We start from the raw sequence: 26,562 nt of genomic DNA, 5'->3' as shown, positions 1-26,562 counted from the left end.
CCTCTGTCTCCTGCTTTCCATTATTGTTTTACACTGGCTGCAAAGTCAATATTACCCGACGGAAGATTCACGCTCTCTGTCAAAGCAATTTTACTGCTGTAGATGGTACTGATTGTCGGAAGACAAATACCGTATGCATACACGTGATCCTTAATATACTGGTGTACCGCATCAATATTCTCCTCGGTAAATCCTGAATTGGACCATGTGGAGTACAGCATCTCCGTCAGGACCTCATCGCGGCGGGCTGTACCATCACCTTTTTCATACGCGGTGCTGTCAAAACGGTTAGACCAGAAGGCTGGCAGGGAACCGGCTCCGGCACTGATAATGATCATGTCATACTGAGCGCCATCAAAACGAGAGGCGGAGAAAAGGGCTGAATCCACAATATTCAGTTTCAGCTTCACGTTGATTGCGAGCAGATAGTTTTGAATCATCTGCGCCACACGCTGCGTGGTGGAATCAGACATACAGAGCAGCTCCAGCTCCTCACCGTTATAGTTGGACTGAGTCAGGTATTCCTTTGCCTTCTCAACATCGTAAGGGAAATATTCCTCGTCATTCCATTTATCCAGATACCCAACGACACTTTCCACCGCCGCGTCATGCATTGGCTTTGCATAGCCATTATACACACCGGCAATAATTCCTTCCGCATCGATGGCGTAGCAGATTGCTCGGCCGAGATTCTCATCATCGGCTATTATTCTGCTCTTATCTCCGGAGAAAAACAGCTGAGTTCCGTTGCTGCTTGGCAGCTGATCGATGTGATAAGCGTTGTTCCCTTCAAATGCCGGAACAATACTTGCACTGATCCCTTCAAACACATCGACGGTTCCTGTCTCCAAAGCAACCTGCTGTTGTGAAGCTTCCTTAATGATGGTATATGTAATCTCTTCGAGATTCGCTGCCAGAACCGGGTCTATCAACTCTGGTTTTTGCCAGTAGCTGTCTCTCTTCTTAAATGTAATATGAGAGCCAGATACAAAATCCGTGACTGTATACGGGGAAGTCGAGACAATCTTTGTAGCAAACCCATCCTCGCTCGCCTCATACGCCTTCTGAGATACCACATAAGTACTTACCAGAACGAGTTCAAAGGAATTTACAATATCCTGTTTCATAACCACCTTAAACGTATAATCCCCGGTCTGTTCAACACTGGCAATTTTGTTAAAGCAGGGCTTCAGTCCCTGTTTTATGGATTCCTCCAGCATCCACACGATATCGCTGGCCGTGATATGGTTTCCTTCTGAATCTTCTACGTAATCGTAAATCTCTACATTCCATGTAACACCATCATCGTTTACCCCCCAGCTTTTTGCCACCTGAGGAATGTACTCGTTATCCGCTGTCTGATACGCTAGGCGGTCATAGATCAGCCTGACCATAGACGCATACTGGCTCTGCGTGGTACGAAACGGAGTCAAAGTCTCCCAGCTTTCTGATGTTCCGATCTTAATACCTGTGATCGGACCGGACACCGCAGCACTCTCTGTTGGATTTGCCGCTGCAGCACTTCCTCCACTGTCTTTACTGCCCCCGCATCCCACAAGAGAACTGATGACCATACAGCCAGTCAACAATGCACACACTGATTTCGATATGCTTTTCTTCATAATAAATCTTCTCCTTTTTTAATTTATTAACAGATTCTACAGCCCCATGCGCTTAAACAGCTCCCCTGGGGCTTCGTTTACTTCTAACAGCTGTTTCATGGCCCGACAGAGCCTTTTTTCCTGCGCTTCATCTTTTATGGGCTGCTGCTGTCCTGGATCTTCCTGCAGATCAAACAGCTGTGTTCCATACGTCCGGGTTACGGCATCCGTTCCCCCTGAAGCAGGAATTTTTAACACCGGCATATTTTTTGTAAAACCAAATGGCTGTGCCAGAGAGGCCTGTTCCAGTTCCGCTCCCATCCTGCAGTTCATACGGTTTGGCATCAGTGTATATTCATACAGCGGGATCTCCGGATGAACAACGGCCCTCATATAGGCGTACCTTCCATCTGTGATATTCAGCTGATTTCCGTGATAGCCAAACAGCGCAAATTCCCGGACCGGCCGGTCCTTAAAAATGGTATCCCCAAGCGCTTTTCCGGTCATATCCTTCGGCTGATCACATCCGAAATACTCCAGAAGCGTGGGGGCCATATCGATCGTCTGTACCAGACTGTCGCGGTATTCCCCTCTTTTACCATACCTCGGATCCCATAGGAACAGAGGAATATTGACGATCTCCTGGTAACATGGCATGATATTTTTAGCCCACCATCCGTGTTCGCCCAGGAGAAAACCATGATCCGTGTTGACGATCAGCATGGTGTCTTTCCACAGATCATACCGGTCCATCATATCCAGCACCCTTCCAAGATTCTCGTCACACATGGAGATCATTGCCATGTATTTTGCACGAATGTAGGCAATCTCCTCCTCCGTCTGATGAACACGGTCATAGGGAGGCCAGTCCAAGTCTCTGTCCAGGGCTGGTTTTTCGTACTGTTTTAAGTATTCTTCAAAGGAATAAAACGGTTCGTGCGGATCGAAGGACTCTATCTGAAGAAACCAGTTGTCATACCCTTGATTCGTCTCAATAAATTCCAGCCCCCGGTCAAAGGTCAGCTTCTGACAGCTATTTTCTTTATCTGCTCTGTATATGCGGTTCACCGCGTCCTGCTTATACAGTCTCTGTTTAAATTTTTCTATCTCCGGATTGCTCCCCGGTATCATGGTAGCTGCCTGTATGTCGGGAGAAAGGTTTCCTTTCCATGGATCGCCTTCCTGTCCGCGAATACATTCCCAGGTGGAATATCTCGTGTGGTATGTCGCTCCGCCGTCCTCCCAGTAATGACCATGATCGCTGACCAGATGCGTATGGACGCCTGCATGGCTTAACAATTCCGGCATGGAATCGTCGAAGGGCTCTAACGGCGACCAGCCTCTGTGCAGAAAGTTCAGTCTTCCGGTATGCAGTTCCCGGCGGGCCGGCATACACGGAAGACTTCCGGCGTAAGCCGAACGGAAGGTAACTGTCCGCTCCGCCAGTCTGACAAAATTAGGGGCATATACCTCCGGACAGCCGTAGGGCGGCAGAAAATTGCGGTTGAGAGAGTCAAACATCACCATAATGGCTTTCATCGGGATCGCCTCCTATCCTCTCACATGAAATGATTTTACATAAAGTTCAATAGCTGGATCCAGCTTTTCCCCGCGCTGTCCAAATGCCAGTTTTAATCGTTTTACTTCCTCTGGTCTGCTGGCCGCAAGATCATGCATTTCGAAGGGATCTGTGCTTAAATTATATAACCGCTCCGGCTCTCCGACTTTCATAATGAGTTTGTACTCCCCATCAGTTATTGTTCCAAAGCTTTTTATCAGTCCCTTAGGATCGGGATTAATGAGCTCAGAGATGCCATATTTCCTGACATAAGGTTCTGTTCCGTTCAATACCGGCTTTAAAGAAAGAGATTCCAGACTTTCCTCCACCGGAAGTCCCGCATAATCAAGAAATGTCGCCGCCAGGTCCTGAAGCTCCACTGGCGTTTCATTGCAGACAGCCCGCTTTCCTCCAAACCGGGAAGCGTCAATTACAAGCGGTATATGTACAGATCCCTGTTCCGGCTTTGATTTTCCATACAGATTATGATCCCCCATCATTTCCCCGTGGTCCGATCCGTAAACCACAATCGTATTTTCCCAGTCGCCGCGCGTTTTCACAGCTTCCAGAATTTCGCCGATACAGCGATCGATATTCTCAATCATGGCTGCGTAATTTTGCCGTACCTTTTGATTGTCTCCGCAAAAGGAGCATCCCGGCGCATCGGGAAAGGAACGGTCCGAGACTGCGTTCTTCATGCTTTCCGTAATGTCCCACGGATCATGAGGGCCGGAGAAGTTTACCTGCAAAAACCAGGGTCTTTCTCTGGGAAGCCCCTCTATCATCTCCAGGCTCTCCCGGGTGATCCAGTTATCTGCATAGAGTTCATCAGGAAGAGGTGTCGGGTACGTATTCCCGCCCCGGTGTATCATATCCTCTACATGCCTATCCAGCCATCCCCTCACCTTCAGCATTCTGCCGTAGGGCCCCGGATGATCCTTTAATGCGGCCCACACGGTATCCATCTTTCCTTCGCTGTCAGCGGCATCAGAAAAACCAATCTGCTGAAGCAGCGGATGATATCCATTCCCCCATTCCAGATCTGCTTTATTTAAATCAAACTTGCCCACGCCGCTTACGTAGTAACCATGATCCTTAAGCTTCCCATAAAATGTTTCCAGCCCTGCGTCATAGTTCGTGTTATTGGAATACACACGGCAGTTTTTATAACGTTTTCCCGCCGCAAGACACGCCCGCGCCGGTGCACACAGCGGCGCCGGGGACACTGCCTTGGTAAACGCGGTACCATGATCCATAAGACTGCGTATATTTGGCATCTTTAGCTCTAAATCTTCCACACCAAGTTTTCTTTTTATCTCTTTGTCATATGGCATCCAGTCGCCCCGGTGCTGATCACTGAACAGAAATAAAAAGTTCGGCCTCTTTTCCAAGTGTTTTCCTCCTCCGTTTTATTTATTCGTATAACCATAATACAACGTCTACTTTTATTCGTCAATCGGTTATATTAGTTAAATAAATCGTTATATTTTTGTGCATTTTTAACATATATGTCTGTTTTTTCATCTGTTATAATAGTGTTATTAGTTTATTCGTATATACCTTTTTATACTACAAGTTAACTAAACTGAATTTTATCTGTAAGGAATTTTAATATGAAAAATAAAATAACGAGCAAAGACATTGCGCAGCGGGCAAATGTGTCCCAGGCAACCGTCTCCTATGTCCTGAATGACACACCCGGTAAATCTATCTCGGAAAGTACAAGGAAACGTGTTCTTGACGCCGTGGCCGAACTTAATTACATCCCAAACAGCGCAGCCAAACGCTTAAAAAGCAGTCGTTCCTACTGTATTGCGGTGCGTCTGGCCACCACCTTAAACACCCCCCGCTATTATAATGCCATGCAGGGAATCCGATCCTATCTGGAGCCGAAGGGATACAGCATCTTATTGTGCAATGACCAGAGATGCGGCAACACCTTCAACTACATTGATGCCTGCATGAACACACTCACCGATGGAATAATCTACGTATCTTCCAACCACAGTGACGTCTCTCCCGAGGCACTTGAACAGATTAAAGCTTATAATATTCCGTTTTCAACGATTGACTGCATGGCTGAGGATTCCGCTATCAACAGTATTACTTATGATTATTTTGCCTCTTCCTATCTCCGGGCTGACCATCTCCTAAACAAAGGATTTAAGAAGTTTATTTACATACGGCCCAACTATACCAATGCGAAAGAGACTGCCAGGGAAAGAGGATTCCGGGCCGTCATGGTAGGACACGATGATCTGCAGTTTGAAATCTTTCCTATTGAAGGGATAGACGCCAACTCCAGTACCTTTTCTCAGGATAATAAGTTCTTTGAAGTAGAGCGTGCAAACATTCAGGTTGTAAAAAACCTTGTCAACTCTGTTTCCCTGGATACCTGCTTTATCTGCAGTTCCAGGGAGGTTCAGCAAACAGTGTCCCAAAAGCTTCACGACCAGCACCTTTTACTGCAGTCCGAGGAAACAGCCCACTGGTATGAGAGGTCGGTTTCCTATCATTTTCCTCATTATGATGCTGGATTCGAATCAGCAAGATCTTTATTAAATATTATCGACAGCAAAAATGGCGTCCGTAAATTAACGCTTCAACCAGTGATAGAACCTACAGATCCAGCCGTCTTTTAGCGGCTGTGTTCTTTATGCTAAGTTTATACGTATAACCATACAAGAGAAGGAACTTTCATGAAAAATATTGTTTATTTTTTCTGTGATGAGCTGCGCCAGGATGCCTTAGGCTGCTATGGAAACCCGGCAGGCCCCATGCATACGCCTAATATTGACGCGATCGCCCGGAGAGGTTATCTTTTTGAAAACTGTTTCTGCAACTCTCCCGTTTGTGTTCCATCAAGAACCAGCCTTATGACAGGACTCTATCCTGAGGACACTGGTGTATATAACAACGAGGCAGCAGTCTCCACATTTACCCTTCCTGCCCCGGTCATTACATTTCCCGAGGTACTGCGAAAGGCTGGATACCATACTGCCAACTTTGGAAAAACACATCTCCCGCCAGGGCTCACCCCCTTTGAGACGGACAACCCGGAAGGCAGCGGCATGGGACTGGGGCTTACGTATGCCGAGAGGCAGGATCTGCAAAAAATATCGCCGCGAAGCGGTCTTTCCTTTAATGCGGCCAGCCTGTATCCAGAAGGCAAGGAATACTTTCCTGAAAAGGTGACAGAAAATGCGCTGGAGTGGCTGTCTTGCCAGTCGGAGCCTTACTTTCTGCGTATTTCCTACACTCAGCCTCACTCTCCAGTCATACTCAAACGAGGCTATGAAACCATTTACAGGGATTATCCGTTCGACAGTAAACTTCCCAATATCGATCATCTCAGCGAATTTGAGCAGACATTTGCACATACTATCGGATTGGAAACTTTATCGAAAAAGGAATTGAGAACAATCAAAGCTTATTACTATGGCATGGTATGCTGGATTGACGATGAAATAGGAAAAGTCATCAATTTATTACAGAGCCGGGGCGACCTGAGTCATACCATCATCATAGTGGGAGCTGACCATGGCGCTCTTCGCGGAGAATGCTGCGGACTTGGGAAACACATTTTCCAGCGAGCCAGCCAGGCAGTTCCCTTAATCATTGCCGATCCTATGGAACCAAAAAAGGGACGGCGGATCACCTCCCTCTGTTCAAATATCGACATTCCGCGTACACTCTTTTCTCTAATCGGAATAGAGGCGCCGCCGCAGTTTAAGGGCCGCAATCTTTTTGAAGACAGCAGCTCCCAGCCTGTATATGGCACGATCGGCTATGGGGAGACTGACAGTTGTGCCTTTCCTGCCCGTCAGCTCGGCCGCCTGCCTGGCGGACACGGGTGGCCCCGCCGTGCCTGTATCCGTCTGGGACAGTTCCGTTTGGATATGAATATGCGGATAGATGGCCTCCGCCCCTCCAGAGAACAGGAAGATATTTTCTTTGTTGACTGCAAAAAATACCCGGCAGAGGACTATAATATGGCCGGTGACCCGGCATATGCCTCTGTCATAGAAGAACTGGCTGCGCAATTGTCTGCCCACTGCCGCGCAGCGGTCGAGGCGGACCCGGCTCAGCTTCACATCCCGGCCGACTTAGTCCGCGGTACCCGGCAGTGACCGGAGCGGGCAGATATGCGGCATCGTACAACGGACCGTAATTATATCAAAAGAAAAAGAGGCTGCCGCTGCGGCTAAGACACTTAGCCGGGCGACAGCCTCTTACTATATCAATTATACCGTTAAATCTCCTGTATTATATGCCTCTGTTTTTAAACCCGATACCATCTGGATTAATTCCAGATGCTTCTGTTTAAAGACGAAATAAATTTTGTCCTTTGGCGGCCATTTTAAAATCATATCAAAACGATCCTGTTCCGATAAAAGACTGGGAGAAATATAGACGTACAAAGTTCCAACTCTATCCTTATGATTCTTATTAAAAACCTTTGTACCACATACTCCAATCTCCGCAACATCCTCCCAATTAAACTTCATGGTCACAAAACCGAACAAAGACTTGCTGATCCCATTCTCATCCACATTAACAGTCATCCCATTTATCAGGGCAACGTATCCAAATACAGCCCCTATAACCAGGAAAAGTATCGCAGAAACCGGGCGGCTTATCAGAAACATAACTATGGAAAAGAAGAAAAATACCACAAAAACAACTGTCGCTGCCACACTTTTAAATAGGTTAACAATAAAATGACCGTTCATCCTGATCTCCTGCCGTTCTTTCTACATTTCCGTTATCTCCTGAATATTATACTCTGCCTTTTCCTTGCACGTCAACTCCTTTATCCATGTGTTGAATCCAGATAAAAAACAGGCGGTGCAGCCGATTATGGCCGGAATCTGCTATACACCTTCCCCGGCTGGATACCGCCTCTGTAGCTGGCCAGCTCGCTCACTGTCACCAGCTGGAATCCCATTTCCTTCAGCTTTGGAATGATAACCTCTGCGGCGTCCGCGGTTGTTCCGTACAAATCGTGCATCAGCACGATATCTCCGTCTTTTACATGGCCAATGACCGCATCGATGGTCTTCTGCTTATTTTTCGTCTTCCAGTCCAGGGTGTCGATGGACCACAGCACCGCAGACATCCCCATGGAACCGACGGTCTTCATGGCCGCGTCGCTCTTCGCTCCGCCCGGCGGCCGCATGAGTACAGGGGATACACCGCCCGCCAGACGTATGCTGTCATTGGCTCGTGCCAGCTGTGACTTAATTCCCTCTGCTCCCAGTTTTGTAATTGCTTTATGTTCATACGTATGATTGGCTACTTCACATCCCAGTGCGGCCATCCTCGCTACCGCCGCCTTATTTGCCTTTCCTGTCACACGATTTCCCACCATGAAGAAGGTGGCCCGTCCTCCGTTCGCTTCCAGGCTGTCCAGAATCCGGTTGGTGACAGGTGCGTGAGGGCCGTCGTCGAATGTCAGCGCTATCATAGGGCGGTTTGGGTCAATGCTCTGTACGGCTGCTTTTTCTCCAGGTATCGCCGCGCCCTTTGTGACAATCGTCATGCGTATTCCCGTTATTTTAAGTCCGCTTCCCTCCTGACCGGCTGTTCCCTCGTCGTTTCTCACCCAGGGAGTCCACGCTCCATTCTGCTGGACCGTATAGCAGACGTCATACAGACTGCTCAGTCCGTCGGTCAGCCTCGCCCGGAATGCAGTAAGCGGAGCATCTCCCTCTGTACGGCCGGCCATGACACTTCCCGCCGTCCATTCCGTCCAGCCAGTGCCGCCCACCTCCACCTGATATGTCAGACCTCCGGTGACGTTCTGCGGCTGATTCAGTAATTCAGCCTGAAATCCGGTCATATAGGTTCCCTCCGGGGCTGTATACGGCGAATCGTCTGCCTGCTTATCACTCCATGCAGTAGGGTTATTAAACGCCTGATAGCTTATTTTTACAGGCTCTTCCGCCCGGGCGATTACCGCCTGCACCGGAGCCTGGATGGTGCCTGAAAACACCAGAAGCGCCAGCATCAGCGCCTTAATTTTCATATGTACTCTTTTCATTCGGTTACCTCTTGTCTTTTTTCTTATATCTATCCTTTAGACGTGCCAACATTCAAAAAAGTTTCAACTACATGAAACTTTTTAAACATTATTAAAATTCAAACGTATTATACCACTGAAAATGGTAAATCAGATAGAGGAATCTACTGGAAGTACGGACAGCTTTTTGTGTGATAGAGGCGCTTTTCAATTACAAAAAAAGACTTCCCGCTGACTGGGAAGCCCTTCTTTATCTCTATATTTATCTTTATCTTTTATTGCTTGAAGCCGAAAAAACAGCTTAAAAGCTCTTACCCCGTATTATTAAGACACCCCGTAAACCTGCATGAAACCCAGATTGTCGCATATCCGCTATTTTTCTTCCCATAGCTCTTTGCAAGGCAATAGAACAAGTCGGGCACTATTTGGGGCAGTCTAAATACCGCTCGACCAGCATCCGACGGGCGCGCAGCTGCCCCGCCAAGAGACATTCATACGGGGATTGGGGGGCACATCCAACAAGCGGATTTTCACAATTTGAGTGGTACATAAATTGTGAAAAGAGTATGAGTGTCTACACTCATAATAGTTGCCGATGTCTTTTGTAATACATTAGAACAGTTACTATTGAGGCAAAAATAATCGCAGTATTTGCAGTGATTGTGCCAGTCCAGTTCATCGTTATCGTTCCAAAAACAGCAGATGCCGCATTAAACATCGTGTGAAACAACACACACATGAATATACGGCTTTTGCCGGATACTTTGTAGACTGCTCCAAAGAAAAAACGGAAAGCCAAACATTGAACAGCAAACATACCAAAGTTAATTAGCCCATTTCCATGATTCGTTCCCGGAATGAAAAAAAGAGGGATATGCCAAAAAATCCATATTATTCCGGTAAATACAGATGAGAGAAGATACCCGTACTTTTTATCAAGTATTGGCTGCAATATATACATCCAGCCTGATTCCTCTAAACCGCCGATAATAAGATTGCCAGGCAAAGAAAGTAAAAACACATACAGCGGAAACTCTGTTAATGCGTGTCCCGAAACAGCAAGGTGTATGCCAAAATATATCACCAATCCGAACATAACAAATAAATAGGGATAGATATTGCCTTTTACATAAAATACGTTTTTCAGCCATCCTTTGAAGCTGGTAATTCGCTTGTTTTTCTTTAGTACAAAATAAGATGCAATCCCCGGCGACAAAATATATATGGCAAAAGGGATGTTTGACGCAAATTGTCCAAATGTATTTGTAAAGTTATAGACTCTATAACCAAACTGACCCCAAAAAATAAGCGCACCTGCCGTTGCATAAGCAATGATGAATGTTACTACTGTAAATTGAATTGCAATCTTTTTATCTGTCATGAATTCACTCCTAATATTAACAAATTGATGCACATATTCATATTGCATTTAACAAAGCATAAGTATAATTTTTGCATTCATGGGGATCCCAAATAAGAAAAAGCACAAAGGTGTGTACCGTTGTGCCCTGCTTGCCACTCATGTTACCGGCAAAATAAGGTATGCGCGTTATACCAGGAATACGCACTACCGATTGGCGCTCCGCCCCTTATAATCATTAAAAATAAGGCAGACACCATATATTCCAGCAACTAATAAAATAATATCTTCATATGCGCTAAATATTAGTGATTTTATCCCGGTTAGCCCCCAAATCGTCAACAGCAAAAGTAAAAATCTATTCTTTCTACGATAACCGGAGTAAACTGCAATGCTGACACTTACTATGGGGCATGGCATTATGTAAGTTACCATTTGGGGAAAAGTGTTGCCTAAAAGAAATGAAATCGCGGGATACAAAACGAACAGTAACAGCAAGATACTTTGCCACCTCTTGGGTTTTTCCAAAACATCATCTTTGTTTTTAATGCACTCAAATAATAACAGCCCTCCGCAGCACAAATACAGCGGCAGCGCGAAAAAAAATTGAATTGGTTCTGTTCCAAATACGCCAAAAAACACAATCCCAATGTATAAGTTAGCGACACCAAGAACCAGTTTTGCACTCCACTTTATTTTACCTGTATAAGACAGTATTAGTCCAAGTACAAGAAACAGCATCAATATGATTTGAACTGTTATAGTCTGGCTGTTGTATTCACCAATTACTTTCCAAAAAGCAGTTGCATCCATAATGGTTCACCTACCTTTACCTGCGTAATATTTGCCAAATGCGCATTACCCCATTTTCATTTGTTTTATTCTACAAACCCAATACAATTCCTTCAAAAACAGATATATCGCTTTAAGGCTTCTCACAGGCTTTTACTATATTGGGGCACTAAATGGGACACCATTTCATTAAAAGCCTGGCATCCGACTCTTATTAAAGCTTCGTTCCGCATATCGGGCAGTATTCAAAGTCCTCTTCGGTCTCATACCCGCAGTTTTCACACCGTTTCCGGTTCCATCCGGACACTCTGCGGCCAGCCTGTACAAGCGTTAAATCCTTTTCGGTTATATCCGGCTGTTCTCCATGCGCCAGACGCCTTCCCACCTCCTGATCCAGTTCATAGATGGTACTGCAGCATGACATCTGAACGTAATAATGCCGGTTCCATTTTATGATGGGAATGAAAAAGAGGCTGAAATAAGAGTAGGTCATAAAAACCTGATATCTCCCATAACCGCCGCACTGAGCGCAGATAACGGTCTTCGCGTATTCCAGCGCCTTCTTTCCCTGACTGATTCCAAAGACGAAAAACATAAAGAATCTCCTTCTCACGTAAATTTATTTTATTATACCATATTTTATCTGTTCTGCTATTAATCTTTACAGAAAACCGCCTTGAACTTTTACAGGCAAACCATTTATAATAGGCGTAAATCAACACAATCTGCCATTTACAGGCCGCAAGAGGAGGAATTTGTCTTGAAAAAAATGATACTGGTAACCTCACCGCCGGCATGCGGGAAAACCTACATCTCGAAACAACTGGCAAAAAATCTGAAGCACGTCGTCTATCTGGACAAAGATACCCTGATCGTCCTGTCTAACCGCATTTTCGATGTGGCAGGTGAGGAACGCAACCGGAGTTCCGACTTTTTTGAATCCAATATTCGTAATTATGAATATGAGGCTATTATTAATATTGCCATGGAGGCATTGGATTATGACGATATTGTCCTGATTAATGCGCCGTTTACCCGCGAAATACGGAACCCGGAATATATGGATCAGTTCCGGAAGCGGCTGGCAATGAAGAACGCCCGCCTGGAGATCATCTGGGTCGTCACGGCCCCCGAGATCTGCCATCAGCGCATGATACACCGCAACTCCAGCCGGGACACATGGAAGCTGGAAAACTGGGATAAGTATATCAGTGGTGTGGATTTTTCGATTCCCTCAGCCATTGACCGGCCGGACAGTTCTGACGACGATCTTCTTTTATTCTATAACTCGACCGATCAGGAATACCAGGAATCTATGAAAAGAATTGTTGGGATACTGGAAGAGAATGGCTAAACATGATAAAATGCCGACAGTAACAGTTCAGTCTTCGCTTCCAGCTGCCGCTGCCTGGTCCGGCAGCTGGAAGCGAAGACTGAACTGTTACTGCCGGACAGACCCGCTGGATACAAGGAATCTCATCTCCATTCCTGTATCCGGCAGTCTGTCCGGCAGTTCATGCATTGAATCAATAGAATCCCGATGGATTTTCAGACAGATTAATCATGATGTTCTTCATCTGGGTATAATGCTCCAGAATAACCTTATGGGTCTCGCGGCCGATCCCCGACTTCTTGTAGCCGCCAAACGGAGCTCCGGCCGGAATCGCGTTATACGTATTCACCCACATACGGCCTGTTTCGATTGCACGGCAGACACGGACAGCCCGGTTGATATCCCGGGTCCACACAGCGCCGCCCAGACCGTACTCACTCTCATTGGCCATACGGATCACATCTTCTTCATCCTTGAATTTCATCACAACCGCCACCGGTCCAAAGATCTCTTCCTGCGCCACCCGCATATCATTTGTCACGTCCACAAGCAGCGTCGGCTTTAAGAAGCAGCCCTTTGCCAGTTCTCCATCCGTAATTCGTTCACCGCCGCAGGCTACCCTGGCTCCCTCCTTCTTTCCAATCTCTATGTAGTCCAGAATCTTATTCAAATGAGCCTCGTAGATCTGAGATCCCATCATCGTGTCCGCCTCCCACGGAAGGCCAACCTTCACGCTGTTAAACTTCGCCACAGCCTCTTCCACGAATCTGTCATAAATGTCTTCATGCACAAATACACGGGATCCGGCGCAGCATACCTGCCCCTGGTTGAACAGGATTCCCAGCTGCAGTCCGTCCATCGCCATATCCCATTTACAGTCCGGGAAGAAAATATTAGCCGATTTACCGCCCAGCTCCAGCGTGGACGGTATCAGTTTCTCCGAAGCCGCGCATCCTACCTGGCAGCCCACCTCGGATGATCCTGTAAATGCCAGCTTTCGGAAACCCGGATGCTCCAGCATATACTGCCCCGACTTCGAACCTCTTCCTGTCACAATATTAAAGACACCAGGAGGCAGAATTCCGTCGATCAGCTTCGCCAGCTCCAGCACGCTTAGGGAAGTATAGCTGGAAGGCTTAAATACCGTACAGCACCCTGCTGCCAGCACAGGCGCAAGCTTCCAGGCCGCCATCAGGAATGGGAAATTCCACGGCACGATCTGGCCCACGACGCCGATCGGTTCCCTTAAGATCAGGCTCAGCGTATTCTCATCCAGCATGGCCGCCTCTCCCTCTTCCGTCCTCACCGCTCCGGCGAAATAACGGAAATGATCGGACGCATACGGAATATCGATCGTCATGGTCTCTCTGATCGGTTTTCCATTGTCCAGCGTCTCCAAAAGAGCCAGTCTCTCCTTATTCTGATCAATCACATCTGCAATCTTTAACAGTGCATCCGCCCTCTCTGCGGGCGTCGTCTTCTTCCAGCTCTCCCACGCGGCCCATGCGGCATCTACCGCGGCGTCTACATCCTCTCTCGTAGCTTCCGCGCATGTAGACAGATATTCTCCATTCGCCGGACAGTAAGATTTAAATGTACCGCCATCGGATGCGTCGACCCATTGGCCGTTGATGTACAGGTTATAGCTCTCTCTTGCTGCATTTTCCATATAACGTCTCCTTTCTAATAAAAAATTTGATACAGGGCATTCTCCGCGGCCCTGCCGCACTCTTTTGTTCTGTTTTCAGTATAACAGTTCCGAAAAATAATGGCAACAATAGATATTTTATTCACAATTAATCGAACTATTTTTGTGTATAATATACATTTTCTGACAAAATTGTGTTTTGATCGTTAATTAACTATCAAAATATTTTTTAGGTAAAAAATTGGAGCACGGTCGCTTCAGCGGCCATATTTCCATAGCGCGGAGTGTGCCTCCTGCACGGAGGGCTTTTTTGTAACAGAGGCACTTTCCTGCTGCACAAAAAAGCAGGAGAATCGCCGAAGCCTCAAGGGCCCAGGCAATTCTCCCGCCGTTTTCCTGTTACTATCTTTCTGTACTTACTTCTGAGCGACCATAAAAGGTGAGCAGGTATAATCCGCAGATTCCGACCAGCGCATATACGATTCTGGAAATCCAGGACATGCTGCCGAAAAGGAATGACACCAGATTAAAATTGAAGAAGCCTACCAGACCCCAGTTTACCGCGCCGATAATGGCGATGGTAAGGGCTGTATAGTCCAATGCTTTGTTACCCATGGCACTACCTCCTTGTTGTGAGCACCCGGCGGCTGTTTTTCCCCGCCCGCGTGCGATAACTGCCGCCTCTCAGAGGAGAAAATGATTTCCTTTCTCATTGAAGTGGCTTTCTTTTTTTATTATGGGGAAGTTTTTGGGATTTTATACACTTTGTACTAAATTAACAGACAATCCGCACCACCTGTCATTTTCCCAGATGGTCGATCCGTTCCTTTATCTCATCCTCCCGGCGGTTAAACAAAAGGCGCTCGTTATACTGGTAATATCTCTGGCACTCATATTCCTGAAGGAATTTTATGCTGTAGTAATTCGTATTCAGTTCGGTGATAAACACTGCCATTTCCTGACTGTCGCCAAAGGATATCTCCATAAAATCAAAGGCGTGTTCCAGCATGGCTCCGCTCTCGTCGAACCGTTTTTCGTACTGCTCCCGCTCACAGCCAAAGTAAGACTTTACCATTTCCCACGCCGCATCCGCATCCGGAGCTTCTGCGAAACGAAGCTCTTTTTCATACTGCTCCAGAATCCGTTCCACATCCCGGTGCAGGTAATCACTCTGACGGTTTAAAAGTCCGGCTTCCCGCTTCTTTTCCCAGACCTGTTTAAATTCCTTTTGCACCGTGAGGAGACGTTCCTCCATATCTCCGTCCAGACTTCCATCATGCAGCTTTTTTAACTCCTCCATTAAAATTTCCAGCTTTTCCACATCTTTTACCACCTGCTTAAATCCGCTGTTCAGCTTCGAGAGCAGGAGACCGATTACGCTCAGTTTCTCGTCAAACTGGGCACGTTTTAGCTTATTGCAGAGATTTTCCCGAATCGAGCCTGCTAAAATTTCATCGATCTGGTAATCGTCCTGGTATTTATAATAGAGTTCCAGGTAATTGGAGAAATCCTTGGCTATCTTCGGGTACTGGAGATACTGTCCGATCACCTCCCGATCCGCCTTTTTTCCGAGTTTTTCATATACTTCAATAAATCGTGATAAATCTTCCCAGCCTCGCGGAGTAGCAAACAGACGGCCGTCTACCGTTGTCTCAATCCGGCAAAATGATTCCGGCCTCGCGTTCAAATAGGAGATTATGGCGGGATGGATCGACTGTTCATACGCATACTGCTTCCATACCTCGTAGTCCGGCTCCACGTGAATCATTTTAATCCGGTCCAGGGTCACCACGTCAAAATCCCTTACGGATTTGTTGTATTCGGGCGGATTACCGGCCGCTGCAATGATCCAGCCTTCCGGAATCTGATGGTTTCCAAATGTCTTACACTGTAAAAACTGCAGCATGGCAGGCGCAAGCGTCTCCGAAACGCAGTTAATTTCATCGATAAACAGAATTCCCTCCGAAAGACCGGTCTGTTCGATTTTATTGTAAATGGATGCCACGATCTCACTCATGGTGTATTCCGTCACACTGTACGGCTTACCGCCATATTCTTTCTTAACAATAAACGGAAGTCCAATGGCACTCTGCCGGGTGTGATGAGTAATGGTATAGGCCACCAGCCCAATTCCGCATTCCCGCGATATCTGCTCCATAATCTGCGTCTTGCCCACCCCCGGCGGTCCGATTAACAGAACCGGGCGCTGACGGACAGATGGTATCTCATAGGCGCCGTACTCATCCTTCAGCAGATACGCCTCAATAGTATCCTTTATCTCTTCCTTGGCTCGTTTTATATTCATAATTGATTTATTTCCTCCTCTGTCAGGATAATTTTCATCGCCCACGCGGGGACGGATACATCTTCATACTGCCCTTCCACAAAGACAAAGGCCGTGTCATAGGCGGGCATTCGGACAGGGTATATTCCCTTTCCGTCAGTAAAGTATAAAAGCCCCTTGAGTTTCTTAAATTTCCCCTGATTCATCAGTCCATTCACGTATTCAAAGGCCGGCCGGAAATCAGTTCCGCCCAATCCCGATATAGTAAAGTTCTCCATATAGGCCTTCATTTCGTCCTGGCTGGTAATCGTCTCATCGGACCGGATCATCTCATCGCACTGTATGATGTGGATATTGATTTTCCGGAAATAGCTCTCGGATTCACAGAGCACGGAATACGTCTCCTCCAGGAACCGCCGCACCAGCTCCCCGGAGCAGGACATCGAAGTATCCACCACGATCACAAAATCTTCAATGCGGTGAACCTCCTTCGATTCCAGCGGTTCAATCAGCGGCATATTGCCGTATAGTTCCATTCCGTACGTATAAAACACATAGTCGAAGGAATCCTGATCCACCTCGTTCTCCTCGCGAAGTACAGAAAACCTGCGCAGAAACTGCTTATAATCATACCGTTCCCGGTTTTCAACCCGCACGGCCTCCAACAGGCTTCTGAAGTCCTCCGCGTCCTTCTCACCGAAGGATTCCATCTCTGTCTGCATCTTCTCTCTGTTATTCTGCCACTTATTCTGGCGCTCCTGTCGGATCCTGGGATCTTCTTCCCTCTCCCAATGGTCATGGTTATCCACGTAAAACTCTGCCGCCATGCGCTCGTATTCCTCTTCGGTTAAATCCATGTCCTGAAGCGACTTATAGATGCCCTCCGCCGTCAGAACCCGGAGCTTTTCCTTCAGCTTCGCGTATACTTCTCTCCGGAAAACCGACTGATGGCGGTATACGTTCTTTACATAAAATTCATCGATGATGGATTCTATGGCAATGTCACAGGCCAGATTCCAGTACGGGACCGCCCGTTTTCCCCGCGTATCCATATGGCCCAGCAGGCAGTGGAATACCATGTGAAGAAAGGCCCGGTTAATCAGGACCCGCCCCCGTTTATACATACTCATCAAATGCTCCGGCTGGTAATAGATGAGAAATCCATCCGTTGCCACTCCGCGCCCCGCGCGGTCCGCCAGAAATCCAAGGCTGCTTAAGGCCACGTCCAGATAGCGAAAATTTAAATACAATTCATTTCTGGAATTTGTCAGAATATCGTGGCAGATTTCTACCTCTTCCAGCTCGTCGAGCTGCTGCTGCCGCAAAGGATCTATCATTTGGCTTCACCTGCCCTTCTATTTATTGTTTTATTGATTTATTGTTTTCCTGCTTTAAATGCCTACAGCGAAAATGTCCGTTTTTTTGCCGGAAAACGCCGGTGGCGCAGATCCATCAGGCCGCTCAGTGCCTCCGTCTCACCTTCCCGGCCGGCCAGTTCGATCATCTCATCCAGAGTTTCCTTCCGGTCCGCATAATGGACCGCCAGCCAGGAATAAGTTTCCGTGTCTCCCGCCGTCAGCGCACACTCCGCGGCCCCACCCATGTGTTCCCTCAGATACTCCTCATACGCCCCTCGATGCGGTTCCATCAATTCCAAAGGATACTTAAGCCGCCCCATAACAAGGGAGCAGACGACCCGCTCCGGCTCCTGAACTTTGATATGGGGAAACAGCGCGTCGTATTTGGAAAAACGGAATTCAGTCTGCTCAAAACAGTAGCGGTACATATGGCCGCATCCATGCATTTCCCGCATGATAATGCGGGCGGGTGTATTTTCCACGGATTCTTCAAACATTTCCGGAAATACCAGTTTTGCCTGGAGAGCTGATTTTGCAGGTGGTGAAGTTAATTCCGATTCCATATAGTAGTTTACATAAAGTTCCTGTCTCAATTCTGATATCAGTTCCTTAAAACAGGAACGGCGGCCTGGAATTATGTGAACATCCATATGTCTGATGCTGGCACAACCGGTAAACAGGCCGGATCCTACATCTTCGATCGTGCTATAGCACCGGATCGTATTCAGTTCAAAACAGTTATAGAATGCGTAGTTGCCGATTTTTTTAATCGTCCGCGGAAGAATGATTTCCTTTAAGTGGCCGCAGCATGCCACCGGCGGCAGTTCGACAGCCTCGGGACTGGAGGCATTCATCTCCGCTTCCATTCCGTTTTGTGCATTCCCTTCGGCGTCGGCCAGCAGAATCTTTCCCGCTGCCTTTAGCATTTCCCGCCGTCCCCATCCCTCGGAAAATGCGTATGCCGCCAGCTCTGTTACCGGTTTTCCATCTATTGTCTCAGGAATCTCGACCAGGCCGTCATAGCTTCTGCAGCCGAGTATTGCGATTGCTTCGTTCTTTATCTGATATAAAAACATGAAAAGACGTCCTGCCTTTCTGTTATACGGATCTATTGTATAACAGATGAATATAACAGAAATGTCAGGTAATTGCAATGGATAAATTTATATTATTATGTTAGAATTAACAGTAATACATGGAAGGAGAATCGAACAGTGGATAACAATCAAGAATATCAGATCTCGATCATTGGAGTAGAAGAGATACCTGGAAGTAAAAGCCTTATGGAGAATGCAAAGAACCATATGTTGTCAAAATGTAAAGTCAGCAGTCAGATCCTTTCAGAAAATTTAAAAACATTTTGTGCAGCAGTAACAGAAAGTCTGACAGATATAGATTTACCTGCTTCTGACTTTGAACTATCTGAATTTGAAGTCTCTGTTGATATATCCATACAGGGAGAAATCAGTCTTATTGGTTCGCTGGAAGCCGGAGCCGGAAGCGGTATAAAATTGACATTTAAAAAGAAGGGAAATTAGAATATGGATCTGGCTGTTTTAGTTGCATGTGGGACATTTTCATACCATGTGATTAATCCTTTGACTTATACTGAACATGATTTGGAGATCGTGAAACACAGTTTAACCTTCTATTGCGGACTGGAACCCCATAATGTCATCTGCTTTTCAGACTCAGCCTCCCAGCTGTCTAACCGCCCCACCAGAAGCAATATTATTCATTGTTTATATGATTTACAATCAAAACAAATGTCAATTAACAATTTGTATTTTTATTTCTCCGGTCATGGTTTCCGATCCTATCTTGATAATAAAGATTACTTAACTACGGCCGACACCTGCCCAGGCTGTCTGGAAGATACCGCATTATCCCTGGATTTAATATGCCGGCTGCTGAAAAATTTAAATTCCAATAATATTATTCTATTTTTAGATGCATGTAAATCTGTTATTGACTCCAAATCGTTGGTCGAAAACTTTACTTTTGATCCGGCAAATAAGTACTTAAATGGAATAGCTGTTTTTTATTCCTGCAGTCTAAATCAAAACTCCTTTGAAGAAGAACAGCTAAAGGCCAGTATATTTACATATTGCTTAGGCCAGGCTTTAAGTGAAACAGGCGGCTGCAGAACTGTAGGAGAACTGGCCGATAATCTTACAAAATCAGTTCCTTCTCTTTGTAAAAAATATGGAAAACCTGAACAAAAACCTTATACATGCACGGAAAATCAGGGATTAGAGAATGTTTTTCTTATAGGCAGTCTTACAAAAGACATTTTCTTTGAGTTACGAAGTCCTGTGCCTTTCTGTGGAAGAAGCATAAGCAGCCAAACTATTTTTGCCATTGACTTCGGCATGACAAAATCTATAATTGCTGCTCCTTTAGAAACTGGCAACGAGCTGATCCCCTCCTTTTCAGGTTCCATTTTTGTACCTACCAGTATTAGCTTTAACAAGTCTTATCAATATGTTACAGGAGAAAAATCTATAACTAAAATTGGAGATGATGAGTATATCACCATTCGTAACTTTAAGCGCGATTTAGGGTTTGGTAAATACCATGAAATATTCGGTCTTAAGCTTTCTGTAGAGATGATCTCGCTACTCTTTCTGAAATCCTTGATAAGAAATGCAGAAGAATATTATCAGATAAAAGTGACAAACTGCATGGTATCTACTCCAGCCAATTTTCACTTTCTTCAAAATCATGCTATGGAAAGTATTATATCTCACATGGGGCTGCATTTAATAAGAACGATTGGAGAACCTTGCTGTGCCGCATTAAATCTTCCCGAGCCTTCCTCTCACGCGGAGACATCATTAATTGTAGATCTGGGCGGAGGAACACTGGATATCACCGTTATGGAAGTTGGTGATGGCGTTTATGAAACGCTCTTCATTTCAGGCGATCATCTTTTAGGCGGCCTGGATTATGATATGGCGCTTTCAGATGCTATTCGTGAGAATTTACTGAAATGTTTTCCCCTGGCTAAAGTTGCAGGCAAATTAGAGGAAACTATTTTAAAAGAGGCTGAACGGGCAAAAAAACTTTTGAATACAAATGCCTCTGTCACCATCATACTTGGCGACATAGAATTATCTGACGGGAGTCTGGCAGACTATAAGCAGACTATTACTTACAATGATTTTCTGCAAATAACAGAACCTTTAAACGCACGAATCTCCGCTGTCCTGGACAGTATTAAACAGTATAATCAGACAGAAGCCCCCCTAACTGTCAGTTCCATTTTATTGGGAGGTATCGGTTCGAAAATTTGTTCAGTGAAACAGTTATTAAAAGACAGGTATCCAACTGCTTGCCTGATTGAAACCTTCTGTGAAAAAGCTGTCATTGAAGGGCTCTGTACTTATGCCGGCAAACTAAATGGATTGTCGTACTATGGAGGCACAAAAAAGAACAATCCGGCGGATATATTACTATTGGATTGTTTGTATTATATTATAACGGTTTCCTCCTGCCCTTCTCTCGTTCTGTCAGATGTTACACCAACTATTGCAACTGAATCAATGACCTATTTACGGAACAAACTTCTGTCCTGTCTCATAAGGGAGTCCTGTACAGTCTCCATCACTGGCTTGTTTCAAAGCAAGGAGCGAAAAGAATTATTATCATACTTCATAAGCAAACAGGAATCTGCATTCACTCTCGTTTCCTTGTATGAATATGCTGGTAATATTGAATTATGGGTCAATGAAAGAAAGATGTCAAAAGTAAGATATTACTTTGGAACCGATATATCGCAGCTGGAAATCACCTTTAACAGCTTAGAATCCATAGATCTCTGTATAACGGATTTTGGCCTTACCATCCCTTTTTATAAAATTCATTCATTTTCTATTAAATGTGATCAGGAATTACAATTAGGTGCCTATTATCCAAACAAAGAAAAAGAAACGATTTTTTATAAAGCTCTGGATTTTGAAGGCAGCTGCAATGCTGAATTGGAATTATACATAGACTCAGATGCAAATAGAACACTTCTTGCTTTATTGATAGACCGTGTCAAAAATTGTATTTACGAAATACAATTAAATAATTTATATAAAAATAAGCCCAGTTATCTACCTCCAGGGCTCCGTGAAGAAACATTTACTGTAATATGCGAAAAGAATAATTTATTTACCAGTTATGAAAACGAAATTTTTAGAGTCATTCCCTCTTGACAAATAAAAAAGAAAGGTATACTCTAAGAATCATAAAAGTTGCGTTGACGGAACCAGTACCCATTCTAAATGCGAGACAGAGAAAAACGGCATACCTGCTGAAAGCCGTTTTCCGTACAGTATGGCGAACACCACTCCCGAGCACCGTCAAACCAATGGCGGCGTATCTTCTGCGTTAAGGAAGCAGTGTCTCACGTTTGGCCACGAGTGAAAAATCAAGGTGGAACCGTGCATACGACATTCATGCACCCTTGGACAGGATTATTCTGTCCAGGGGTGTTTTTTGTTCTTTTTAACAATAAACAAATGTGGATTGAACCAATCACGTCTCACGAAAAAGCATCATAAATATCAGAGTATAAGGAGGATCATCATGAAAGTAACTTTAAAAAATGGAGAAGTAAAAGAATTTGACAGCCCGCTGTCCGTCTATGAGATTGCGGCATCCTTAAGCGCCGGCCTGGCGAAAAAGGCGTGTGCCGCGGAGATCGATGGAACACCGGCGGATCTGCGTACCATTGTATCCGAGGACTGTGGGCTTACGATCCTGACCTTTGAAGACGAAGGCGGCAGGGCGGCCTTCCATCATACCACTTCCCACATTCTGGCGCAGGCCGTCAAAAGGCTGTTTCCGGAGACTAAGCTGGCCATCGGACCGTCTATCGCCGACGGATTTTACTATGACTTCGACCGCCCGGAACCATTTTCTCCGGAGGACTTAGAAGCTTTAGAAGCGGAAATGAAGAAGATCGTCAAAGAAGACTTAAAACTGGAGTATTTTACGCTTCCGCGTGAGGAAGCCATCGCCCTCATGAAGGAGAAGGATGAGCCTTACAAGGTCGAGCTTATCGAGGATCTTCCGGAAGAAGAGACCATCAGCTTTTACCGTCAGGGCGAATATACCGACCTCTGTGCGGGGCCGCATTTAATGACTACAGGTCCTGTGAAGGCATTTAAGCTGACCTCCATCGCCGGCGCCTATTGGCGCGGTGACGAGCACAATAAGATGCTGACCAGAATCTATGGCACATCGTTCCCCAAAGCCTCTGATTTAGAGGAATATTTAACCAGAATTGAGGAAGCGAAAAAACGCGATCACCGGAAACTGGGAAAAGAACTCGGTCTGTTTACGATTATGGACGAAGGCCCGGGATTTCCATTTTTCCTGCCGAAGGGCATGGTGTTAAAAAATGCGCTGACAAACTTCTGGCGTGAGATCCATGAGCGCGAGGGATACGTGGAAATCGCCACTCCCATCATGTTAAACCGCTCTCTATGGGAGACTTCCGGCCATTGGGATCATTACAAGGAAAACATGTATACAACAACCATTGACGATACGGAATTTGCAATCAAGCCCATGAACTGTCCGGGCAGTATGCTGGTTTACAAATCCCAGCCGCGTTCCTACCGTGATCTGCCGCTGCGTATGGGAGAACTCGGCCTGGTACACCGCCACGAAAAATCCGGCGCGCTCCACGGCCTCATGCGGGTTCGCTGCTTCACACAGGACGACGCCCATATCTACATGACGCCGGATCAGATCACCGATGAAATCAAAGGCGTGGTACGCCTCATCGACGAGGTTTACAATATGTTTGGCTTTAAATACCACGTCGAACTCTCCACCCGCCCGGAAGACAGCATGGGCAGCGACGAGGATTGGGAGATGGCGACAAACAGCTTAAGAGAAGCGCTGGATGAGATGGGATACGACTATATCATCAACGAAGGCGACGGCGCCTTCTACGGTCCGAAGATCGACTTCCACTTAGAGGACTCCTTAGGCCGCACCTGGCAGTGCGGTACCATACAGCTTGATTTCCAGCTTCCGCTGCGGTTTGAGGCGGAATATACAGGTGCGGATGGCGAGAAACACCGCCCGATCATGATTCACAGAGTACTGCTGGGTTCCATTGAGCGTTTCATCGGCATTCTGATCGAACATTATGCAGGAAAATTCCCGGCCTGGCTGGCTCCTGTTCAGGTAAAGGTGCTCCCGATCTCCGACAAGAATGCAGCATATGCAAAAAATGTGTACGATGCCTTAAAGAAGAGCCACATCCGCTGTGAGATCGATGAACGTCCTGAAAAGATCGGCTACAAGATCCGCGAGGCACAGCTTGAGAAGGTTCCGTATATGCTGGTGGCAGGAGCGAAGGAGGAGGAGAATCAGACGGTGGCAGTCCGTTACCGCGATTCCGGTGAAAATGTCATCATGACGCTGGATGAGTTTACAGAAATGCTGAAGAAAGAGATTGAAGAACGAAAGTAAATAAAGAATGCTCATAAACAGGCAGGGAGGACGGGGCTGTTTCCACCACCCCGTTCTCCCTGTTTTCTTAATCGCTCATCGTTGGATCATAGTACGCCCCTGTGTCGTCCAGTTCATACCCGTCAGACGTGACAGTATTGGTCATCATGGCCCCATCCGGTCCGGCGTAATACCAGCAGAACCAGCCTTTCAGCCACTGATTTACAGCCATAACGCCGTCTTCTCCAAAATAATAACGTTTTCCCTTATCCATCAGCCAGGCACTGCTTAAAAAGCTTCCATCGCCCTTCTTGTATTTCCACTGGTCATTTTCCTGTATCCATCCTCCGTCTATGGTCCCGTCTCCCCTGGCGTCCATAACATAAAAGGTTCCCATGTTCACGGCAGCTCCGCTGGGTACTACAACAATTAGCTGGGCATTTCCAGCATTTTTTGCATGGTACCGAATTGTATTGAGCCCTTCCTCATTCAGAACAATCTCCGCTGTTATGACGTTCATATCGGTGGTTCTGACTTCAGACTTCGAACGTCTTCAAGCCACACCTCATGCTGAACTTCATACTGCCAATACCTTTGTCAGTTCATATTTTAACATATGTAAATCCATATTTATCAAGGCTGCAGCTATGGGTAGTCATAAGTATCGGAACCCATAGTTTATAGGTTATAAATCAGGTAAAATGTTGCCAGCCATCATTTCTATTACCACTCAACCTTATACCGTCTCTTATCAAAATCATAATTCTCCACAATTTGCAGTACGCCCCTGGCATCAGTAATCATACATTTGCCCTCATCGGATCCCTTTACTGGACAGAGCAAAAACGCCTCTCCTGCCGGATCCAGCTGATATCCTGTAAGCATGTATCCCTCTCTGTCAAACAGGTACCAACCACACGTACCGTCTGTGGCCTCTCGAAGCCAGTACCAGCCGTTGCAGGCATAAGAACCATCAGAATACTGATACCACCATCTATGACCATCTGCAGTCGGATAGAAGCCCTCACGATATGTTACAGGCTCCTGATCAGCTGAATAGTCAATATCACACAGTTTCAGCGCCTTCTGCCAGGCTGTTGCCGATACTTTACTCTTAATCGTCCCGTAGTTAATCCCCTTTGCTTCGATGCACCAGCCATCACCAATAAACACGCCTATATGTCCTGGCTTCCAGAGAGCCCAACCAATCATGGATTCATCCAGATGGTCGATGTTTATCCGCTCTGCTGCAGTATCATGGTAGTTGTAACTTCCCCTGATCCGGCCCGTGTACCAGCTGATAAGTCCGCTGCAGTCCGTACAGTGCTGACCAATGTATTTAGCTGCCTTATTCTTATAAGCAGATGTATAAGTGCCGGGGTTCTCGCGCGCCAGCTGGTCAATACGGGCTTGAGTCATTAACTCTCCCTTGGCGCCGAATACATATGGTGTGTCAATCTTATTCTTGCAATGCTCTATCAGTCCATTTCTTGTCTTGCTCATCTTACTAACCTCCATAAAAACAGTTCCAGGATTGCTTCCATCCCCCTCCTACAAAAAACTGCAGTATTATAAGTTGCGATATTGCAACAACGCCATCACGCGCCCTGTCGGACAGGAGTATCGACTGTTATCACTATTTTCCGTCAATTCCATAATCAGCGCTGTCAATCTTGTCCTTCAATACTGCTATGTACTTACACAACCAATCTGGCACGTTAGCACCCATTCTCCCAGTGTTTTCAATAATAGACAGCAATTCATTAAGTATATACCAAACAGCCACCAAAAGCCCAAAGAAGGCTGTTACAGGCATCTTAAAACCTAAATCCTTTGAAATCATAACGATTATATAATCCACAACCATAGCCACTGCAATAACACAGAGATACCCTACTTTTTTTATAATTCCTTTAGCCCCCTTCTTTGATGTCCAGCCAAATCGGTCATCACCCAGGTGATCAATTGCCTCTACCTTGCTTGCCAGCATTCCTGTGATATAATCCACAACCATCATGGTAATCAGAATGCACAGAACCGGAAACAGAATTCCCAGCTTGTCAGAGAACCATGCTCCCAAAACTGCCGAAATTCCCTGAACTACAATTACATATTCTTTTTTCATAATAAGTCCTTTCTCTTGAAATAAA

General features: G+C 46.0%; 22 protein-coding genes. 6 read left to right on the top strand and 16 right to left on the bottom strand.

Going from position 1 to position 26,562, the window contains the following annotated elements:
• Positions 1 to 20: 20 nt before the first annotated feature.
• The 3 genes from DFR60_RS09970 to DFR60_RS09960 are packed head-to-tail and all read right to left on the bottom strand — an operon-like array spanning position 21 to position 4,550.
• Positions 21 to 1,622 (bottom strand): ABC transporter substrate-binding protein, encoded by a 1,602-nt coding sequence (locus DFR60_RS09970; protein ID WP_110322765.1) that lies wholly within the window; start codon positions 1,620 to 1,622, stop codon positions 21 to 23.
• Between the two features lie 36 nt (positions 1,623 to 1,658).
• On the bottom strand, positions 1,659 to 3,140 hold the full coding sequence (locus tag DFR60_RS09965; protein ID WP_110322764.1) for a sulfatase: 1,482 nt from the start codon (positions 3,138 to 3,140) through the stop codon (positions 1,659 to 1,661).
• 12 nt (positions 3,141 to 3,152) lie between these two features.
• On the bottom strand, positions 3,153 to 4,550 hold the full coding sequence (locus tag DFR60_RS09960; protein ID WP_110322763.1) for a sulfatase family protein: 1,398 nt from the start codon (positions 4,548 to 4,550) through the stop codon (positions 3,153 to 3,155).
• Between the two features lie 222 nt (positions 4,551 to 4,772).
• Here DFR60_RS09960 and DFR60_RS09955 point away from each other — a divergent pair, with 222 nt between their 5' ends.
• Positions 4,773 to 5,801, top strand: a complete 1,029-nt coding sequence (locus DFR60_RS09955) for a LacI family DNA-binding transcriptional regulator (protein ID WP_110322762.1) — start codon at positions 4,773 to 4,775, stop codon at positions 5,799 to 5,801.
• 57 nt (positions 5,802 to 5,858) lie between these two features.
• A complete protein-coding gene (locus DFR60_RS09950) occupies positions 5,859 to 7,289 on the top strand; it encodes a sulfatase family protein (RefSeq protein ID WP_110322761.1) in 1,431 nt (476 codons plus the stop codon).
• 114 nt (positions 7,290 to 7,403) lie between these two features.
• Here DFR60_RS09950 and DFR60_RS09945 read toward each other — a convergent pair whose 3' ends face one another.
• From DFR60_RS09945 to DFR60_RS09925, 5 genes are all read right to left on the bottom strand, one after another.
• The gene (locus DFR60_RS09945; protein WP_110322760.1) at positions 7,404 to 7,892 is read right to left on the bottom strand and encodes a hypothetical protein; all 489 of its coding nucleotides are present in this window, start codon (positions 7,890 to 7,892) and stop codon (positions 7,404 to 7,406) included.
• Between the two features lie 125 nt (positions 7,893 to 8,017).
• Positions 8,018 to 9,202: a polysaccharide deacetylase family protein gene (locus tag DFR60_RS09940; protein WP_110322759.1), complete on the bottom strand. Its 1,185-nt coding sequence runs from the start codon at positions 9,200 to 9,202 to the stop codon at positions 8,018 to 8,020.
• A gap of 559 nt (positions 9,203 to 9,761) precedes the next feature.
• Positions 9,762 to 10,562 (bottom strand): CPBP family intramembrane glutamic endopeptidase, encoded by an 801-nt coding sequence (locus DFR60_RS09935; RefSeq protein WP_110322758.1) that lies wholly within the window; start codon positions 10,560 to 10,562, stop codon positions 9,762 to 9,764.
• A 186-nt stretch (positions 10,563 to 10,748) separates the two neighbouring features.
• Positions 10,749 to 11,354: a DUF6064 family protein gene (locus tag DFR60_RS09930; protein ID WP_110322757.1), complete on the bottom strand. Its 606-nt coding sequence runs from the start codon at positions 11,352 to 11,354 to the stop codon at positions 10,749 to 10,751.
• A 193-nt stretch (positions 11,355 to 11,547) separates the two neighbouring features.
• Complete coding sequence (locus DFR60_RS09925) at positions 11,548 to 11,928, bottom strand: zinc ribbon domain-containing protein (protein WP_110322756.1); 381 nt, start codon at positions 11,926 to 11,928, stop codon at positions 11,548 to 11,550.
• A 174-nt stretch (positions 11,929 to 12,102) separates the two neighbouring features.
• Between DFR60_RS09925 and DFR60_RS09920 the strand changes: the two genes are divergently transcribed.
• Positions 12,103 to 12,687: a P-loop nucleotide/nucleoside kinase family protein gene (locus DFR60_RS09920; protein ID WP_034533437.1), complete on the top strand. Its 585-nt coding sequence runs from the start codon at positions 12,103 to 12,105 to the stop codon at positions 12,685 to 12,687.
• A 172-nt stretch (positions 12,688 to 12,859) separates the two neighbouring features.
• On the opposite strand, the gene DFR60_RS09915 is transcribed toward DFR60_RS09920, so the two are convergent.
• The 5 genes from DFR60_RS09915 to DFR60_RS09895 all read right to left on the bottom strand — a co-directional run bounded on the left by DFR60_RS09915 (position 12,860) and on the right by DFR60_RS09895 (position 19,032).
• The gene (locus DFR60_RS09915; RefSeq protein WP_002605300.1) at positions 12,860 to 14,335 is read right to left on the bottom strand and encodes an aldehyde dehydrogenase family protein; all 1,476 of its coding nucleotides are present in this window, start codon (positions 14,333 to 14,335) and stop codon (positions 12,860 to 12,862) included.
• A gap of 381 nt (positions 14,336 to 14,716) precedes the next feature.
• Positions 14,717 to 14,929: a DUF378 domain-containing protein gene (locus tag DFR60_RS09910; protein ID WP_002605301.1), complete on the bottom strand. Its 213-nt coding sequence runs from the start codon at positions 14,927 to 14,929 to the stop codon at positions 14,717 to 14,719.
• Positions 14,930 to 15,113: 184 nt separating this feature from the next.
• Positions 15,114 to 16,619, bottom strand: coding sequence for an AAA family ATPase (locus DFR60_RS09905; RefSeq protein ID WP_110322755.1), 1,506 nt, complete (start codon positions 16,617 to 16,619; stop codon positions 15,114 to 15,116).
• A complete protein-coding gene (locus tag DFR60_RS09900; protein ID WP_110322754.1) occupies positions 16,616 to 17,935 on the bottom strand; it encodes a vWA domain-containing protein in 1,320 nt (439 codons plus the stop codon). Before DFR60_RS09900 ends, DFR60_RS09905 begins: the two co-directional genes overlap by 4 nt.
• Before the next feature lie 62 nt (positions 17,936 to 17,997).
• Positions 17,998 to 19,032 carry a leucine-rich repeat protein gene (locus DFR60_RS09895; protein WP_110322753.1) on the bottom strand — a complete coding sequence of 345 codons (1,035 nt, stop codon included), beginning with the start codon at positions 19,030 to 19,032 and terminating at the stop codon, positions 17,998 to 18,000.
• Positions 19,033 to 19,170: 138 nt separating this feature from the next.
• Here DFR60_RS09895 and DFR60_RS09890 point away from each other — a divergent pair, with 138 nt between their 5' ends.
• The 3 genes from DFR60_RS09890 (at position 19,171) to thrS (ending at position 24,433) form a co-directional block, all read left to right on the top strand.
• A complete protein-coding gene (locus DFR60_RS09890) occupies positions 19,171 to 19,494 on the top strand; it encodes a Pepco domain-containing protein (protein ID WP_110322752.1) in 324 nt (107 codons plus the stop codon).
• Between the two features lie 3 nt (positions 19,495 to 19,497).
• On the top strand, positions 19,498 to 22,158 hold the full coding sequence (locus DFR60_RS09885) for an Hsp70 family protein (RefSeq protein WP_110322751.1): 2,661 nt from the start codon (positions 19,498 to 19,500) through the stop codon (positions 22,156 to 22,158).
• Positions 22,159 to 22,531: 373 nt separating this feature from the next.
• Positions 22,532 to 24,433: a threonine--tRNA ligase gene (gene thrS / locus DFR60_RS09880; protein ID WP_110322750.1), complete on the top strand. Its 1,902-nt coding sequence runs from the start codon at positions 22,532 to 22,534 to the stop codon at positions 24,431 to 24,433.
• A 67-nt stretch (positions 24,434 to 24,500) separates the two neighbouring features.
• On the opposite strand, the gene DFR60_RS09875 is transcribed toward thrS, so the two are convergent.
• From DFR60_RS09875 to DFR60_RS09865, 3 genes are all read right to left on the bottom strand, one after another.
• Positions 24,501 to 24,932, bottom strand: a complete 432-nt coding sequence (locus DFR60_RS09875) for a hypothetical protein (RefSeq protein ID WP_243005030.1) — start codon at positions 24,930 to 24,932, stop codon at positions 24,501 to 24,503.
• Positions 24,933 to 25,135: 203 nt separating this feature from the next.
• Entirely contained in the window at positions 25,136 to 25,915 is a 780-nt protein-coding gene (locus DFR60_RS09870; RefSeq protein WP_110322749.1) for a hypothetical protein, read from the bottom strand.
• A 133-nt stretch (positions 25,916 to 26,048) separates the two neighbouring features.
• Complete coding sequence (locus DFR60_RS09865; RefSeq protein WP_110322748.1) at positions 26,049 to 26,537, bottom strand: phage holin family protein; 489 nt, start codon at positions 26,535 to 26,537, stop codon at positions 26,049 to 26,051.
• Between the last annotated feature and the right edge of the window lie 25 nt (positions 26,538 to 26,562).

The sequence above is a fragment of the Hungatella effluvii genome (genome assembly GCF_003201875.1).
Lineage (GTDB): Bacteria > Bacillota > Clostridia > Lachnospirales > Lachnospiraceae > Hungatella > Hungatella effluvii.
Note: the sequence above shows the minus strand (reverse complement) of the source record. Positions and strands in the feature narration are given on the sequence as shown.